Origin of the sequence: Mucilaginibacter sp. (genome assembly GCF_041088075.1) — a bacterium.
Lineage (GTDB): Bacteria > Bacteroidota > Bacteroidia > Sphingobacteriales > Sphingobacteriaceae > Mucilaginibacter_A.
In genome coordinates this window covers 58,950-73,060 of record NZ_JBGCVY010000066.1, presented here as the reverse complement: position 1 = coordinate 73,060, position 14,111 = coordinate 58,950, and the positions used below count along the sequence as shown (strand labels likewise).

The following is a 14,111-nucleotide window of genomic DNA, read 5'->3' as shown; positions in this document are numbered from 1 at the left end:
CGTTACATACTGTTTTTATCGGTATAAATTTGTTGCTGCAGCCGCTAATTTTTCAAAAGATATTTATAGCTTGTTCAATTTGTTCAATAATAATTTTATAGTAGAAAGTCTGACGTTATGTTTTCTGAAATTCCTATAGAACTTAAAAAAAGAATGGATTATTTAGAGATTATCGACCGAAAAGACCGTACGGATGGAACTACCAGGGATAAAAGGTTAAGACAAATAACCGAAGACACAGGTAAATTTTTATCTATTATGTTAGTCAACATTCCTGAAGGCGATATTATTGAAATTGGAACCAGTGCTGGTTATTCTACTTTATGGCTTGCTTTTGCAGCTAAAGAAATTGGCAGAAAAGTAAAGACCTATGAAATTTCAGCAGAAAAAGCTGCTTTAGCTTTAGAAACTTTTAAAATTGCTCAACTTGAAGATTATGTCGAATTAATACAAGGCGATTTTCTTCAACAAGCTGAGCAATTAGAAAAAATTGCTTTTTGCTTTTTAGATGCTGAAAAAGAAATCTATGAGCCTTGTTTTAAGTTGATTGCATCTAAAATTGTCAAAAACGGATTAATAGTAGCTGACAATGCAACCGACCAATATGAAGGTATAAAACCGATGGTAGAAAGTGCTTCAAAAGATGAAAGGTTTGATTGTTTAACAATACCAATTGGCAATGGAGAGTTTATTTGCAGACGTAAATAAATGCTTAGAGTTCTTTAATTTTATTCCATGCCTATGCTTCTTTTACCACATAAAAAACAATAAAATTTATATGCTTCTTTTATCGGTATAAAAACCAAAATTGAAAATTAAAGCCATAAAAGAAGTACGACAAATTCCTTAGATATAAATTAAATACATTCATAGTAATGTTCAAAAAAATATTGATTGCCAACCGTGGCGAAATTGCATTGCGCATTATCCGCACGTGTAAAGAAATGGGCATAAAAACAGTAGCCGTTTATTCTACTGCCGACCGCGATAGCTTGCACGTCCGTTTTGCGGATGAAGCGGTTTGCATCGGCCCGCCGCCGAGCAGAGATTCTTACCTTAATATTCCGAATATCATTTCCGCTGCCGAATTGACTAACGCCGATGCCATCCATCCCGGCTACGGTTTTTTATCGGAAAATGCCAAGTTTTCTGCGATTTGTGCTGAATACGGAATTAAATTTATTGGTGCCACAGCCGATCAGATTAATGCCATGGGCGATAAGTCATCGGCCAAAGACACCATGAAAAAAGCGGGCGTGCCTACTATTCCGGGTTCCGAAGGTTTGTTAACGGATGTAAAACAAGGCATCCAGGTGGCCAACAAAATTGGTTATCCCATCATCTTGAAAGCAACTGCCGGTGGCGGTGGCCGCGGGATGCGTATTGTTTGGAAAGATGAGGCTTTTGAAGCTGCCTGGGATTCTGCCCGTGCCGAAGCTGGTGCAGCATTTGGCAACGATGGCATCTACCTCGAAAAATATGTGGAAGATCCGCGCCACATCGAAATACAGGTAATTGGCGACCAGTTTGGCAAAGTTTGCCATTTGTCCGAACGCGATTGCTCGATCCAGCGCCGTCATCAAAAATTAGTAGAAGAATCGCCTTCGCCGTTTATGACCGAAAAATTGCGCCGCAAAATGGGCGAAGCGGCCATCAAAGGTGCAAAATCTGTAAAATATGAAGGCGCAGGAACGATCGAGTTTTTGGTTGATAAAAACCATGATTTCTATTTTATGGAGATGAACACGCGGATCCAGGTGGAGCATCCGGTTACCGAAGAAGTGATCAATTTCGACCTGATCAAAGAGCAGATAAAAGTAGCGGCAGGCATTCCGATTTCCGGTAAAAACTACGAGCCAACGATGCACGCCATTGAATGCCGGATCAATGCGGAAGACCCGTTCAACAACTTCCGTCCTTCTCCCGGAAAAATCACCAATTTCCATTCGCCTGGCGGCCACGGTGTCCGGGTAGATACGCACGTTTATTCCGGCTACGTTATCCCGCCAAACTACGATTCGATGATTGCAAAATTGATTTGCACGGCTCAAACCCGCGAAGAAGCATTAAATACGATGGCGCGCGCATTGAGCGAATTTGTGATCGAAGGCGTTAAAACCACGATCCCTTTCCACATGAAATTGTTACAAGACCCTAACTTCCGCGCTGGTAACTTCACCACCAAGTTTATGGAAACTTTTGAATACACCGAAGACTAAAAAACCGATTATAAATTTAAACGTAAGTACCATTCTAAATCTCCACAGAATGGTATTTTTGTTTCTACTGCATTATGAGCGATCTTAAAGATAATAAACTGTTTAAAGCCTTAAAAAATAAAGGCACCAACCTGGAATCAGAAATGTCTTTTTTTGATCATTTGGATGCCTTAAGAGGGCATTTGGTTAGGTCAGCCATCGCAATTATCGTAATTACTGGTTTCGTCTTCGCCTATTATGACTGGATATTCGCTAACATCATTATGGGGCCGAGTAACGAGGATTTTTGGACCTATCGTACCATGTGTAATGTAGGGAATGCGTTAGGCCGTAATTTTTGCTTTAGTAAGTTCAATATCAGCCTGATCAATACAGAAATGGCAGGCCAGTTCACACTACAGATAAACTCTTCGTTAATGATAGGTTTGACACTGGGCGTACCCTACCTGCTATGGGAGATTTGGCGTTTTATTAAGCCCGCTTTACTTGAAAAAGAACGTAAGGCCGCCGGTGGCTTTGTTTTTTACACCAGTATCCTGTTTTTTATAGGCGTACTGTTTGGCTATTATGTAATCACACCGATGTCGTTACACTTCCTTGCCACTTATACGGTAAGTTCACGCATACAAAATCTGTTCGATATAGATTCTTATATATCATCAGTAGCTACCTTAACTATTGCCTCCGGGTTGGTTTTTGAACTGCCGATGTTGATTTATGTATTGGCAACCGTAGGCATCATGACGCCAAAGTTTATGCGCGAAAGCCGTCGTTACGCCATCGTAATTATCTTGATTATTGCTGCTGTTGTAACACCAACCCCGGATATGTTAACCATGACTATAGTTAGTATCCCGCTGTTTATATTGTATGAAGCCAGTATTTTTGTTGCTGCAGGTGTTGAGCGTAGCCGTAATAAAAAACACGATCAATTAATGGCCTCGTAATTTTAAAAGCCTGTTTAAATTTTGTTAAACTTATTTGCCATGCTTCTTTTACCACCTAAAAATCATTGTCTTTTTGTGGGTTTTGTATCCATGAAATTTCCGGGCATACCAAATTTATAGGCATAAAAGAAGCATCAATATTTTTTGCATAAATTTAAACAGGCACTAAAATTAAACTGATTTTTTAAACATACTTCTTTTATGCCATGAAAATAGCAATCGGCGCAGACCATGCCGGGTTTGATTTGAAAGAAACGTTAAGCGCATCTTTAACAGAACATCAACTAAAAGATTTTGGCACCTATTCTGCCGAGTCTGTGGATTATCCTGATTTTGCCCATCCGGTTGCTTTTGCTGTTGAAAATCAAGAATTTGATCTCGGTATTTTAATTTGCGGCAGCGGAAACGGCATCGCGATCACAGCCAATAAACACCAGGGAATCCGTGCCGCCATTTGCTGGAACACGGAGTTGGCCAGCCTGGCGCGCAAACACAACAACGCCAACATCCTTTGCCTTCCCGCCAGATTTATATCGGTAAAAGAAGCATTGGCCATCACCCAAACATTTTTAGCAACTGAGTTTGAAGGCGGCCGCCACGCCAACCGTGTAAACAAGATTTCCTGCTAAAACCAAAAACATTGACCATGAAAAAACTACTCTTCTGCTTACTGCCTGCTGCCTTTTTTAATTATGCTCAGGCACAAAAAACAGATGCTTTAGAGCGGAAATATGCTTCGTACATTTCAGTGGATGATGCAAAAAGGCATTTAAATATCATCGCTTCGGATGCTTTTGAAGGGCGCGAAACCGGAAAACCCGGCGCAGAAAAAGCAGCCAATTACATCGCCGGAGAATTTAAAAAGATGGGCTTGCAAGCTCCGGTTAACGGCTCTTATTTTCTGGATGTTCCGTTAGAAGAAAACACTTTAAAAGTAACGGCTTTCAACGTTAACAATCAATCGTTTGAGAATGGAAAAGATCTTTTAATGCGCGGTACTTTCGGCAATACCAATACACACGCTACCGAAGTTATTTTTATCGGTTACGGTACGGCGGAAGAAATCGGGACAACGGATTTAACAGGTAAAGTTTTGCTTTGGATTAACGAAGATAAACCGGCAACCGGCGCAACCGCAAATACCAGTTACCGGATGAGTGCCTCGCGAACTTTAATTATAAAAGCGATACAAAGCAAACATCCGGCAGTTATTTTAGCAGCCAATGCCGGAATTGCAGAGGTGCTGAAACGTTTTGGTTCGAGCTATACTGGTAGCAATTTATCACTTAAAAAAGAAACTCCAGCTGCTGCATCGCAAAATGCTCCGGTAATCAACATTGATTTAGCCGTTGCAGATGCGCTTGTAAAACCAACCGGACAAGATTTTAATGCGATAAAAACAGCATCGGCAGCAGGAAACGTTCCGGCGAAATCCATAAAATCTGATTTTACGATTGCTTATCACACCGAAACCAAACCCGCAAAAGCAGTTGATGTGCTTGGCTTTTTGCCGGGATCAGACCCCAAACTGAAAGATGAAATCCTGGTTTTCTCGGCTCATTACGATCATATTGGCTTAACCACAACCGGAACAGATAAAGTAAATAACGGCGCGGATGACGATGGTTCCGGCACAACCGGGATTTTGGAAATTGCACGTGCGTTTACCCAGGCAAAAAAAGATGGCCATCCTGCCCGCCGCAGCATTTTGTTTCTGGGAAATGTGGGCGAAGAAAAAGGTTTGTTAGGGTCAGAATATTACACCGATCATCCGGTTTTTCCGCTTAGCCAAACCATTACCGATTTGAATATTGATATGATTGGCCGCACCGGTTACGATTATCAGGGCAAAACTGATTCTTCCAATTATGTTTATGTGATTGGCTCAGCCATGTTGAGCACCGAATTGCACAAGATCAACGAGGAAGCAAACAACAAATTTACCAAGCTGGATCTGGATTATAAATACGATGACCCGAACGATCCGAACCGTTTTTATTACCGTTCCGATCATTACAATTTCGCCAAACACGGCGTTCCGATTATTTTTTATTTTGACGGCGAACATCAGGATTATCACCGGCAAGGTGATGAGGTGAGCAAAATCAATTTCCCGATGCTGGTGAAACGCGCGCAGTTGGTTTTTTATACCGGTTGGGATTTGGCGAACCGCGATAAACGGCCGGTGGTGGATGCCAAAAGCGATAAAGCTGCAAGCCAATAATTGCTGATGCTTCTTTTATCATATAAAAATCAGTAAGATAAGTAAGGCAGAGAAAAGCTTTTTGTTCAACTATGAAAAAACTTCATCACTTTGTCAGAAGACGTATCTTTAGTTTTATTGATCTTTTTTTCAAACCATTTAAGCAATTAATTCCATTACAAACGTTTAGATATGCAGCCTGCGGCGGTTTTAATACGGCGCTTGATATTTGTCTTTTTACAATTAGTTACAACTTTATTTTCAAAAAACACAACTTCCACTTAGGTTCTGTTACCTTGAGTCCGCATATTGCATCCTTAATGCTTGCCTTTAGTATTTCTTTTACCACAGGCTTTTATTTAAATAGATATGTTGTTTTTCAGCAATCAGGCTTAACAAGAAGAGGGCAATTAGCAAGATTTATAACGGTTAACCTCATTTGTATTTTGTTAAATTATGTTCTTCTTAAAATCTTTGTGGAACATTTTGGATTATATCCTACACCATCAAAAATTTTGTGCACAATTATTATTGTTTTTTTCAGTTACTTCAGCCAAACCTATTTTTTCTTCAGAGAGAAAAAAGAAGCCATCTTATAATTCCTTGTACAGCTAATTTGTAATTTTACCGCATGACTAAAACTGCAGAAGATTTTATTGCTAATGCTGAAGTTAAAGCCTTTGATTTAAAACACCGCAGCATCATCAACCACAACATTGGTAAGTATGATGCTGCCGTTGCCCGCGGAATTACGCGTTTAACCAACCTCGAAAACGCCAAACGCAAAGCGCATGTAACGAAATGGAAGGTGATGGAAAACTTAGACAAATTGCTGCCTGAGTTTGAAGCCAACTTTCAGCGGCGCGGCGGAAAAGTGATTTGGGCGAACGATGCCGCCGAAGCGCAAAAAGAAATCCTCAACATCATCCAAAAAGCAGGTGCAAAAACAGTAGTTAAATCCAAATCAATGGTTACGGAAGAAATTCACATCAACGAATTTCTCACCGAAAACAACATTGAAAGTTTGGAAACAGACTTGGGCGAATACATTGTGCAGCTCCTCGGCCAAAAACCGTATCACATTGTTACGCCGGCCATGCACCTTTCCAAAGAAGACATCGCCAAATTGTTTAACGAACGGTTTGGCACGCCGATAGATGCCACGCCGGAACAGCTAACATTGAAAGCACGCGAACTGCTTCGGGCAAAATATGTCCATGCGGATATTGGCATCACCGGCGCTAATTTTTTAATTGCTGATACGGGCAGCATCGCAATTACGGAGAACGAAGGCAACGCGCGTTTGTGCACCACTTTTCCGAAAATCCATATTGCTGTCGTTGGAATTGAAAAGATGATCCCTTCGATTGCGGATCTGGATTTGTTTTGGCCGCTGCTATCCACCCACGGAACCGGACAAAATTTGACGGTTTACAATACCATTTTAAGCGGCCCGCGCCAATTTCCCGAAACCGACGGCCCGGAAGAAATGTACGTGATTTTGCTGGACAACGGCAGAACCAACCTGCTGGCACAAAAAGACCAGCGGCAGGCTTTGTATTGCATACGTTGCGGCGCTTGTTTAAATGCTTGTCCGGTTTACAAAAACATTGGCGGCCATACGTATGAAACTACGTATAGTGGGCCAATCGGCTCCATCATTACGCCGCACATGCAAGGCATGGACGAGTTTAAACACTTGAGCTATGCTTCCAGTTTATGCGGAAAATGCTCGGAAGTTTGTCCGGTAAAAATAGATTTGCACAAGTTACTGCTGTTGAACCGGCGGGATTCGGTCAAAGAAAACCTCAACCCGGTAAAAGAACGTTGGGGCTGGTCGTTGTGGAAAAAAGGCATGTTGAGCCGAAAAATGACCGATTATTTTAACGGAGGCTTTAAAAATTTTCTGTTACGCTTTTTGTTTAAAGGAACTTGGGGACATTTACGCGACATGCCTGAAGTTGCACCTAAATCTTTCAGCAAGCAATGGATAGAGAAGAACGGAGAAAGTTGATAGGTTCATGGATTATGGTTGATGGTTCATCGCCTGGTGCTTACTATTATATAAAGTCTAATATAATTTTACAATTAAATAAAAAAGTGTATCTTGTATACATGAGCAAGATAGCATTAACAGTAAAGAATTACACATCAGAGCAGCTCAGGTCTTTATTACGAAAAGATGAGAAGTTTCAACAAGCTGTAAGATTATATGCCTGTTATCAGGTTTCTTTGGGTAAACGTCCGCAGGAGTTGGAATCTATTTATGAGGCCTCATTTAAATCGATCTGCAATTGGGTAAACCGATTAAATGAAGGCGGAGTAGAGGCATTGATTGACAAGGTAAAGCCCGGCAGAAATAACCGGCTTGATGCAAATGAATCACAAGCGATAAAAACGATTTTATTAAATAAAAAGCCCGATGATTACGGTTATAACAGCGCCACCTGGACAGGGCCTCTATTAATCGAACTGATTAAAAAAGAATACCAGGTTGATTATAAGAAGGCGCAGATCTATAACATTTTGAAAAAGCTAGGGCTAACCTTTCAAAAAGGGAAAGGCATTTACCCTGAAGCCCAAGACAGGGAAGAAAAGGTAAACGCTTTAAAAAAAACTCCAGGAGTGAAGAGAAGCTAATGCTGTAATTGTATTTCAGGACGAGGCCAGTTTATCAAACACAGCTACAGTTTCGTATATGTGGGCAGAAAAAGGGAAGCAGCCCAGAATAAATCAAAAACAACGGAAAAGGAAGACTTTATTCGGCTGTATAGAACCTGAAAGCGGTATTGTCATTACAGGCAAAGCGGACAAAGGGAATACAGTTAGTTTTTTTAGCTTCTTATTGCTGGTGGCCAAACAGTATTATGACAGAAAGGTAGTTATGGTTTTGGACAATGTGCCTTATCATCACGCCAAAAGGCTTAAGCCCATATTGGAAAGATATAAGCATCGGATAGAACTCGTCTACCTTCCTCCATACTCTCCCGATCTAAATCCGATTGAACGGGTTTGGTGGTACATGAGAAAGAAAATTACGCACAACCGTTACGTCCAAAATCTAAAAGATAGAATCACAAAGTTTGAAACGTTTATGCAGGACTTTAAAGTCGAAAATGAATTGGGTAAGAATTTGGCTAAATTAATTGTAAATATTTAGTGGACTTTATATAACTATCATCCATTAACTATTAACCTCATAAAAAAACTATGCGCAAAATCACACTCAACATTGCCACAACTTTAGATGGTTATATTGAAGGCCCAAACGGCGAAATTGACTGGTGTTTAAACGATCAGGATTACGGTCTGACCGAGTTTTCGGAAGATACCGATGCTTTGTTTATGGGCCGAAAAAGCTATGAACTGATCGCGCAAGCCGGACTTGGCTTTTTTGAAGACCATTCCATTTATGTTTTTTCTGATACGCTGGTTCGGGAAGAACAATTGGGTGTAAAAATTATCCGCAGCGCTGATTTTGTTGCTTTTGTAAAAGATTTCCGCGAGCAGGAAGGCAAGAACATTTGGTTTTTTGGCGGCGCCAATCTGCTTGCTTCTTTTATGGCAGAAAATTTAGTGGACGAGTTTTTGATCTCCGTCCATCCGATCATTTTAGGCGGCGGAAAACCGCTGTTTCAAAGCGGAAAAGATAAGGTAGATTTAATGCTGATCAACCATAAATCCTACTCCAGCGGTTTGGTACAGTTGCGTTATATCATCCCGCCAAAGTTTGATTTAAGTATGTTGGATATTTAGAAACAATTTAGGAATCCTGATATTCTAAAATATCTCCAGGTTGACAGTTTAGTGCTTTACAAATAGCAGCCAAGGTTTCAAAACGAATAGCTCTGGCTTTCCCGGTTTTTAAAATAGATAAGTTAGCCAAAGTAATACCGACTTTTTGTTGCAATTCATTAAGTGATACCTTTCGCTTTGCCATCATCACATCTAAGTTTACTATAATCGGCATTATTAAACTGTTAACCGGTTTTCTTCCTGATAAGTAACACATATTTTGTATATAAATGCAAAAATCAAGATAAATATGCCAACTTTGATATTGGATAAGTCGTCTCTAAAACTTGTGTAATCTCCTGTAACCTGCTTCATAATAGCCTCAACTCTTGATACAAGATAAAATCCAGCCCCTATACTTACTAAACCATATATAATATACAAACTACCAATTATTGATATTCTTTTTGCTATAGTTAAAGTAAACGGGCTATTGGGATCAATTCCTTTAATCGTTATCAGCAGGATACAGCAAGTAATAAATGTAAAAAAAGATTGTATAAAATCATGATAACCATAAACATGTTGGAATACCAACCTGTCTAAAACATTATCTGATTTAAATGCTAATACACCCCGATTCGTTTTCAACTCTGCTTGTGCAAGGCTCGTTGTTTCTGCGTTTTTCAATCTGACATCTGCAAACATTTTATTATTCGTAAAAACTAAACCTGCTGTATTAAACAGGGTTAAGCCAAATCCTATCAAGGATATCCACAAAACTATCTTGATAGCTTTGAGCCAATAATTAATACTGATACTTTTCATATTTGATTACTTTAATTAGGTTCAAATATAGATACTCTTTATTGATTAACAATAAAAATTTATTCTGTTTAGTTTTTTAAATTAATTATTCTGTTTCGGCTAACTGATTTTATCCCGCTAAAGTTTGATTTGAGTTTGTTGGATGTGTAGGCAAAAAATTTTATTTATCGAACTTGTTTAAACTTGTTGTTTTGTGCTTTGCACCATGCTTCTTTTACCCTATAAAAACTGGTGGGTAATATTTTTTGATTTGGTTAGGCTGGTAAAAGCACCAATTTTTATAGGATAAAAGAAGTATCAGTCAAAAAAACTGGCCGGAAAAAAAGTTTAAACAACTACATTGTTTAACTGCCACTAAAAAAGTTAGTATATTTGGTTTCGGTTTCAACAAATTAATTTAAAATTTTAAAAACTTTGTTCCAAACATTTAGGTATATTTAAACAGATGCAAACCTCAATTGAACCAATGATAAGCAGAACCTTTGATAAAGTAAAGGCTGTCAATTCATTGATATTTATCGCAAATAAAGTAGCTAACGAGCAAGGCATAGCTGATAAATATACGGCTTTGAAAATTTTGTATTTTGCTGAAGTTAAGCATTTGATAAAATACGGCCGGTTAATTACGGACGATACAATTGCCCGACTTGAACATGGCTCAACTCCTTCTTCGTCTTACAATTTGCTCAAAGAAAAGAACAGTGACGGAATTTTTCATATTATCAGCAATACAACTTTTAAACCTAACCAAGAGTTAGACATTGAAGAATTATCAGAGAGTGATATTGAATGCCTCAGCCAAGCCATAGCAGAAAATAAGGATTTAAATTTTAGTCAGCTAAAAAGTAAAGCACACGATAAAGCTTACAACAAAGCCGAAAAGCTCAATGAAAATTTTGTTGACTTGCAATACATTTTTGAGCAGGAAAATTTATCAGAAAGCCAAATAAGATTTATCACTGAATCTTATGAATTTAAAAGACTGACTCAATGCCTCCCTCTTTAGGAGATTTCTTTTCTAAAGAATTTAAAGATGATTATTTAGGTAAGAAAATTTCCCCTAAATGCATTTTACTCATTAAAATACCGGAATTTAAAGATGTTAATTATCCTAAATATGCAATTATAGTTTGTGTGTCTGCGCATTCAAATCAAGTTGCATCAGTTTGCATCAATACCGATAAACCTTTCACCAATAATTGTATCACGATAACAAAAAAGGAACATGCTTTTTTAAAATATGACAGTTATGTAAATTGTGATTTCATTTCTGAAATGAACATTAAAGATTTAACGACATTTTTAGAAAAGCATCCGGAAAATATTTTAGGCGAAATAACAGATTTTCATCACATACAAATATTGGAGCGTTTACAATCAAGTAAAGTTATTCCTGTAAAATTAAAACGAAAGTTTGGGCTAATGTAACCTTGGTTTTTAGCTTACCAACTCCACTTCCGCAACCGGATTAAACAAATAAACCCGGTTGGTGCTCACTTCCACACAACGGTAACGTTTCCGCAGCCGTTCTTCCCGCCGGAAAACGCGGCCGTCTTTCCAACGGAACAAACCGTTGGCCGGGATTTTTTCAACCAAAATAACCGATGCTTCTTTTACATCGTATTTTTTGAGGGCGCGAAATAAAGTAAGGTCTGAACAACTGGAAGCTGCGGGATTATCCAAATAATTGGTGATGGCCGTTTTAACATCAGGCGGAAAAATCTCCAACTCAAAAAACGGTTTCATCATCCGTTTAAAGTTGCTTTTCCATTCGGTGCCGTGCGGTTTTGCTTTATGCTGATGCTGGTTCCAGGTGTACAAATGCGCAAATTCGTGTACGGTGGTTACCAGAAAAGCGTAAGCATTCAAATCGAAATTAACAGAAATGCGGTGCCCTTTTCCGCCAAAAGGCGAACGGTAATCGCCAAATTTGGTGCCGCGGTTGCGCGAAACTTTAAACTCGCATTGAAAATAATCAATCCATTTGGCAATTACCGGCGCGGCTGCTTCAGGCATGTAATTTTTGAGAATTTCCTTTTTATCCACGTTGTAATGTAACGCTTATTTTAACAGGTGGAAAGTAATAAAACTTGCGGCATAAGCCAGCACCGTCATGTAAGCAAACTGGATGACCGGCCATTTCCATTCTTTGGTCTCTCGGTAAACTACGGCAACCGTGCTGGCGCATTGCATCGCGAAAGCGTAAAACATCATGAGCGACATGGCAACGGCGAAGGTGAAAACCGGCAAACCTGTTTCCGGGTTTTTGGCATTTCGCATCTTGTCCATCACCGAATCTAATTTATCGGCATTGCCATCCACACTGTAAATCGTGGCCATTGTTCCTACAAAAACTTCGCGGGCGGCAACGGAAGTAATTAGAGCGATGCCAATTTTCCAATCGAAACCTAAAGGACGAATGGCCGGCTCGATGGCATGGCCTAAAATACCGGCGTAAGAATTTTCAAGCTGGTCAGTCGCTTTTAAATGCTGCAATTCTTCCGCTGATTTTTTGCCGGTAAAAGAAGCATTATTGTATTTCTGCTCGATCCTTGCCATACGGTTTCCCGGGCCGTACGAAGCCATCACCCATAAAATAATAGAAACGGCGATGATGACTTTTCCGGCCTGGATGACAAAAGTTTTTGACCGTTCGTACATCGTTAAACCAACGTTTTTCCAGCGCGGCATCCGGTAAACCGGTAGTTCCATAATGAAATATCCACGTTCACGGCTTTTTAAAATCAGCTTAAAAACAAACGCCACAACCACCGCCGAAACAACGCTGAACAAATACATCGCCATCATGGCCAAACCTTGCAGATTAAAAAGCCACCATACGTTTCGGTTAGGAACGACGAGGGAAATCAGCAACGTGTAAACCGGCAAACGCGCAGAACAGGTAATTAAAGGCGTAACCATAATGGTAATCATGCGATCTTTCCAGTTTTCGATGGTACGCGTACTCATGATAGAAGGCACGGCGCAGGCAAAACCACCGATGAGCGGCACGACTGATTTTCCGTTCAGCCCAACTTTTCGCATGATGCGGTCCATCATAAACGTTACGCGCGACATGTAACCGGTATCTTCCAAAATGGAAATAAAAGCAAACAAGATGGCAATTTGCGGGATAAAAACCAGCACGCCGCTTAGCCCGGCAATCACGCCATCCAACAGCAAACTGGTTAACGGGCCGGCCGGAAGTGTTTTGTGCAATACGGAAGTTAGCCAGGTAAACGTATCCTCAATTAGTGCCATCGGGTAAGCCGACCAGGAAAAGATGACCTGGAAAATGAACATTAAAATCGCAAAGAAAATCACAAAACCGAAAACTTTGTGCGTGAGAACTTTATCAATTTTGTTGCTGTAGCTTTCTTCCTGTGCGAAATGATTTTTGCGGATAACGGTATCAAACAAAATATCATTGATGAAATTATAACGCGCAATGGTTTCTGTAGCCTGGGATTTTTGGGAATGAAAGCTATGCTCCTCCTCCAGCGTTTCAATCCGGTCGTTTTGCTGCGGAGACAAAAACGGCAGATATTCGTGCTGGTGCGCCAGTTGCAAGGCGTAGTAATTGTTTTCTACGTGGATTTCATCGCGGATGCTGCTAATCAATTCTGGCGCCAATTGTTCCACATCAATTGTATCTTCCTGCAAGGCAAAACGGTTGGCGTAACCAATTGCTTCTTTTAGTGCAGTAATTCCTTCGGCTTTTCGCGCAGAAATCGGTACAACAGGAACACCTAATTTTTTTGAAAGTAGGTTGATGTTGATTTCCAGGCCGGATTTATTGGCCAGGTCCATCATATTTAAAGCCAGGATAACCGGGATTTTTAAATCGGCAACCTGCGTGTAAAGCAGCAAGTTTCGTTTTAAGTTGGAAGCATCCAGGATAACGATCACCAGATCAGGATGGTGCGGGTTGGAACGATCGGCCAAAACAGAAAAAACGATAGACTCGTCCTTGCTTTTCGGATACAAACTGTACGTTCCGGGAAGATCAATGATTTCGGCGCGGCGGCCATCGTTTAACAAACAAAAACCGGTTTTTTTATCAACCGTAACGCCGGGGAAATTGCCAACTTTTTGGTTAAGACCGGTAAGAACATTAAAAAGCGTGGATTTACCGGTGTTGGGGTTTCCTATTAATGCAACTTTCAGATCAGCCTTCAA

16 protein-coding genes are annotated in these 14,111 nt (G+C 40.0%); 12 read left to right on the top strand and 4 right to left on the bottom strand.

Annotated features, from left to right (window positions below):
* The first annotated feature begins 117 nt into the window (after positions 1–117).
* The 10 genes from V5804_RS16455 to V5804_RS16410 all read left to right on the top strand — a co-directional run bounded on the left by V5804_RS16455 (position 118) and on the right by V5804_RS16410 (position 9,125).
* Complete coding sequence (locus V5804_RS16455; protein WP_369592497.1) at positions 118–708, top strand: O-methyltransferase; 591 nt, start codon at positions 118–120, stop codon at positions 706–708.
* A 167-nt stretch (positions 709–875) separates the two neighbouring features.
* Complete coding sequence (accC, locus tag V5804_RS16450) at positions 876–2,219, top strand: acetyl-CoA carboxylase biotin carboxylase subunit (RefSeq protein ID WP_369592496.1); 1,344 nt, start codon at positions 876–878, stop codon at positions 2,217–2,219.
* Between the two features lie 74 nt (positions 2,220–2,293).
* Complete coding sequence (gene tatC, locus V5804_RS16445) at positions 2,294–3,166, top strand: twin-arginine translocase subunit TatC (protein WP_369592495.1); 873 nt, start codon at positions 2,294–2,296, stop codon at positions 3,164–3,166.
* Positions 3,167–3,372: 206 nt separating this feature from the next.
* A complete protein-coding gene (rpiB, locus tag V5804_RS16440; RefSeq protein WP_369592494.1) occupies positions 3,373–3,795 on the top strand; it encodes a ribose 5-phosphate isomerase B in 423 nt (140 codons plus the stop codon).
* Positions 3,796–3,812: 17 nt separating this feature from the next.
* The gene (locus V5804_RS16435; protein WP_369592493.1) at positions 3,813–5,390 is read left to right on the top strand and encodes a M28 family peptidase; all 1,578 of its coding nucleotides are present in this window, start codon (positions 3,813–3,815) and stop codon (positions 5,388–5,390) included.
* Positions 5,391–5,461: 71 nt separating this feature from the next.
* Positions 5,462–5,968: a GtrA family protein gene (locus tag V5804_RS16430; RefSeq protein ID WP_369592492.1), complete on the top strand. Its 507-nt coding sequence runs from the start codon at positions 5,462–5,464 to the stop codon at positions 5,966–5,968.
* A 32-nt stretch (positions 5,969–6,000) separates the two neighbouring features.
* The gene (locus V5804_RS16425; RefSeq protein ID WP_369592491.1) at positions 6,001–7,383 is read left to right on the top strand and encodes a LutB/LldF family L-lactate oxidation iron-sulfur protein; all 1,383 of its coding nucleotides are present in this window, start codon (positions 6,001–6,003) and stop codon (positions 7,381–7,383) included.
* Positions 7,356–8,009, top strand: a complete 654-nt coding sequence (locus V5804_RS16420) for a transposase (RefSeq protein WP_369592490.1) — start codon at positions 7,356–7,358, stop codon at positions 8,007–8,009. Before V5804_RS16425 ends, V5804_RS16420 begins: the two co-directional genes overlap by 28 nt.
* Before the next feature lie 7 nt (positions 8,010–8,016).
* Entirely contained in the window at positions 8,017–8,529 is a 513-nt protein-coding gene (locus V5804_RS16415; RefSeq protein ID WP_369592543.1) for an IS630 family transposase, read from the top strand.
* 50 nt (positions 8,530–8,579) lie between these two features.
* On the top strand, positions 8,580–9,125 hold the full coding sequence (locus V5804_RS16410) for a dihydrofolate reductase family protein (RefSeq protein ID WP_369592489.1): 546 nt from the start codon (positions 8,580–8,582) through the stop codon (positions 9,123–9,125).
* A 7-nt stretch (positions 9,126–9,132) separates the two neighbouring features.
* Here V5804_RS16410 and V5804_RS16405 read toward each other — a convergent pair whose 3' ends face one another.
* Both V5804_RS16405 and V5804_RS16400 read right to left on the bottom strand, forming a co-directional pair.
* A complete protein-coding gene (locus tag V5804_RS16405) occupies positions 9,133–9,339 on the bottom strand; it encodes a helix-turn-helix domain-containing protein (RefSeq protein ID WP_369592488.1) in 207 nt (68 codons plus the stop codon).
* A 2-nt stretch (positions 9,340–9,341) separates the two neighbouring features.
* Complete coding sequence (locus V5804_RS16400) at positions 9,342–9,932, bottom strand: hypothetical protein (RefSeq protein WP_369592487.1); 591 nt, start codon at positions 9,930–9,932, stop codon at positions 9,342–9,344.
* A gap of 445 nt (positions 9,933–10,377) precedes the next feature.
* On the opposite strand from V5804_RS16400, the gene V5804_RS16395 reads away from it, so the two are divergent.
* Positions 10,378–10,938, top strand: coding sequence for a Panacea domain-containing protein (locus V5804_RS16395; RefSeq protein ID WP_369592486.1), 561 nt, complete (start codon positions 10,378–10,380; stop codon positions 10,936–10,938).
* Positions 10,923–11,360, top strand: coding sequence for a hypothetical protein (locus tag V5804_RS16390; RefSeq protein WP_369592485.1), 438 nt, complete (start codon positions 10,923–10,925; stop codon positions 11,358–11,360). Before V5804_RS16395 ends, V5804_RS16390 begins: the two co-directional genes overlap by 16 nt.
* A gap of 9 nt (positions 11,361–11,369) precedes the next feature.
* Here V5804_RS16390 and V5804_RS16385 read toward each other — a convergent pair whose 3' ends face one another.
* Positions 11,370–11,948, bottom strand: a complete 579-nt coding sequence (locus tag V5804_RS16385) for a SprT-like domain-containing protein (protein WP_369592484.1) — start codon at positions 11,946–11,948, stop codon at positions 11,370–11,372.
* A 45-nt stretch (positions 11,949–11,993) separates the two neighbouring features.
* Positions 11,994–14,111, bottom strand: a complete 2,118-nt coding sequence (gene feoB, locus V5804_RS16380) for a ferrous iron transport protein B (RefSeq protein WP_369592483.1) — start codon at positions 14,109–14,111, stop codon at positions 11,994–11,996.

Excerpts from the sequence above, each read along its gene's own strand:
- V5804_RS16400 (WP_369592487.1), bottom strand. The coding sequence starts at position 9,932 with ATGAAAAGTATCAGTATTAATTATTGGCTCAAAGCTATCAAGATAGTT.
- accC (WP_369592496.1), top strand. The coding sequence starts at position 876 with ATGTTCAAAAAAATATTGATTGCCAACCGTGGCGAAATTGCATTGCGC.
- rpiB (WP_369592494.1), top strand. The coding sequence starts at position 3,373 with ATGAAAATAGCAATCGGCGCAGACCATGCCGGGTTTGATTTGAAAGAA.
- V5804_RS16455 (WP_369592497.1), top strand. The coding sequence starts at position 118 with ATGTTTTCTGAAATTCCTATAGAACTTAAAAAAAGAATGGATTATTTA.
- V5804_RS16410 (WP_369592489.1), top strand. The coding sequence starts at position 8,580 with ATGCGCAAAATCACACTCAACATTGCCACAACTTTAGATGGTTATATT.
- V5804_RS16420 (WP_369592490.1), top strand. The coding sequence starts at position 7,356 with ATGGATAGAGAAGAACGGAGAAAGTTGATAGGTTCATGGATTATGGTT.
- V5804_RS16385 (WP_369592484.1), bottom strand. The coding sequence starts at position 11,948 with ATGCCTGAAGCAGCCGCGCCGGTAATTGCCAAATGGATTGATTATTTT.
- V5804_RS16430 (WP_369592492.1), top strand. The coding sequence starts at position 5,462 with ATGAAAAAACTTCATCACTTTGTCAGAAGACGTATCTTTAGTTTTATT.
- V5804_RS16395 (WP_369592486.1), top strand. The coding sequence starts at position 10,378 with ATGCAAACCTCAATTGAACCAATGATAAGCAGAACCTTTGATAAAGTA.
- V5804_RS16435 (WP_369592493.1), top strand. The coding sequence starts at position 3,813 with ATGAAAAAACTACTCTTCTGCTTACTGCCTGCTGCCTTTTTTAATTAT.
- tatC (WP_369592495.1), top strand. The coding sequence starts at position 2,294 with ATGAGCGATCTTAAAGATAATAAACTGTTTAAAGCCTTAAAAAATAAA.
- V5804_RS16425 (WP_369592491.1), top strand. The coding sequence starts at position 6,001 with ATGACTAAAACTGCAGAAGATTTTATTGCTAATGCTGAAGTTAAAGCC.
- V5804_RS16390 (WP_369592485.1), top strand. The coding sequence starts at position 10,923 with ATGCCTCCCTCTTTAGGAGATTTCTTTTCTAAAGAATTTAAAGATGAT.
- V5804_RS16405 (WP_369592488.1), bottom strand. The coding sequence starts at position 9,339 with ATGCCGATTATAGTAAACTTAGATGTGATGATGGCAAAGCGAAAGGTA.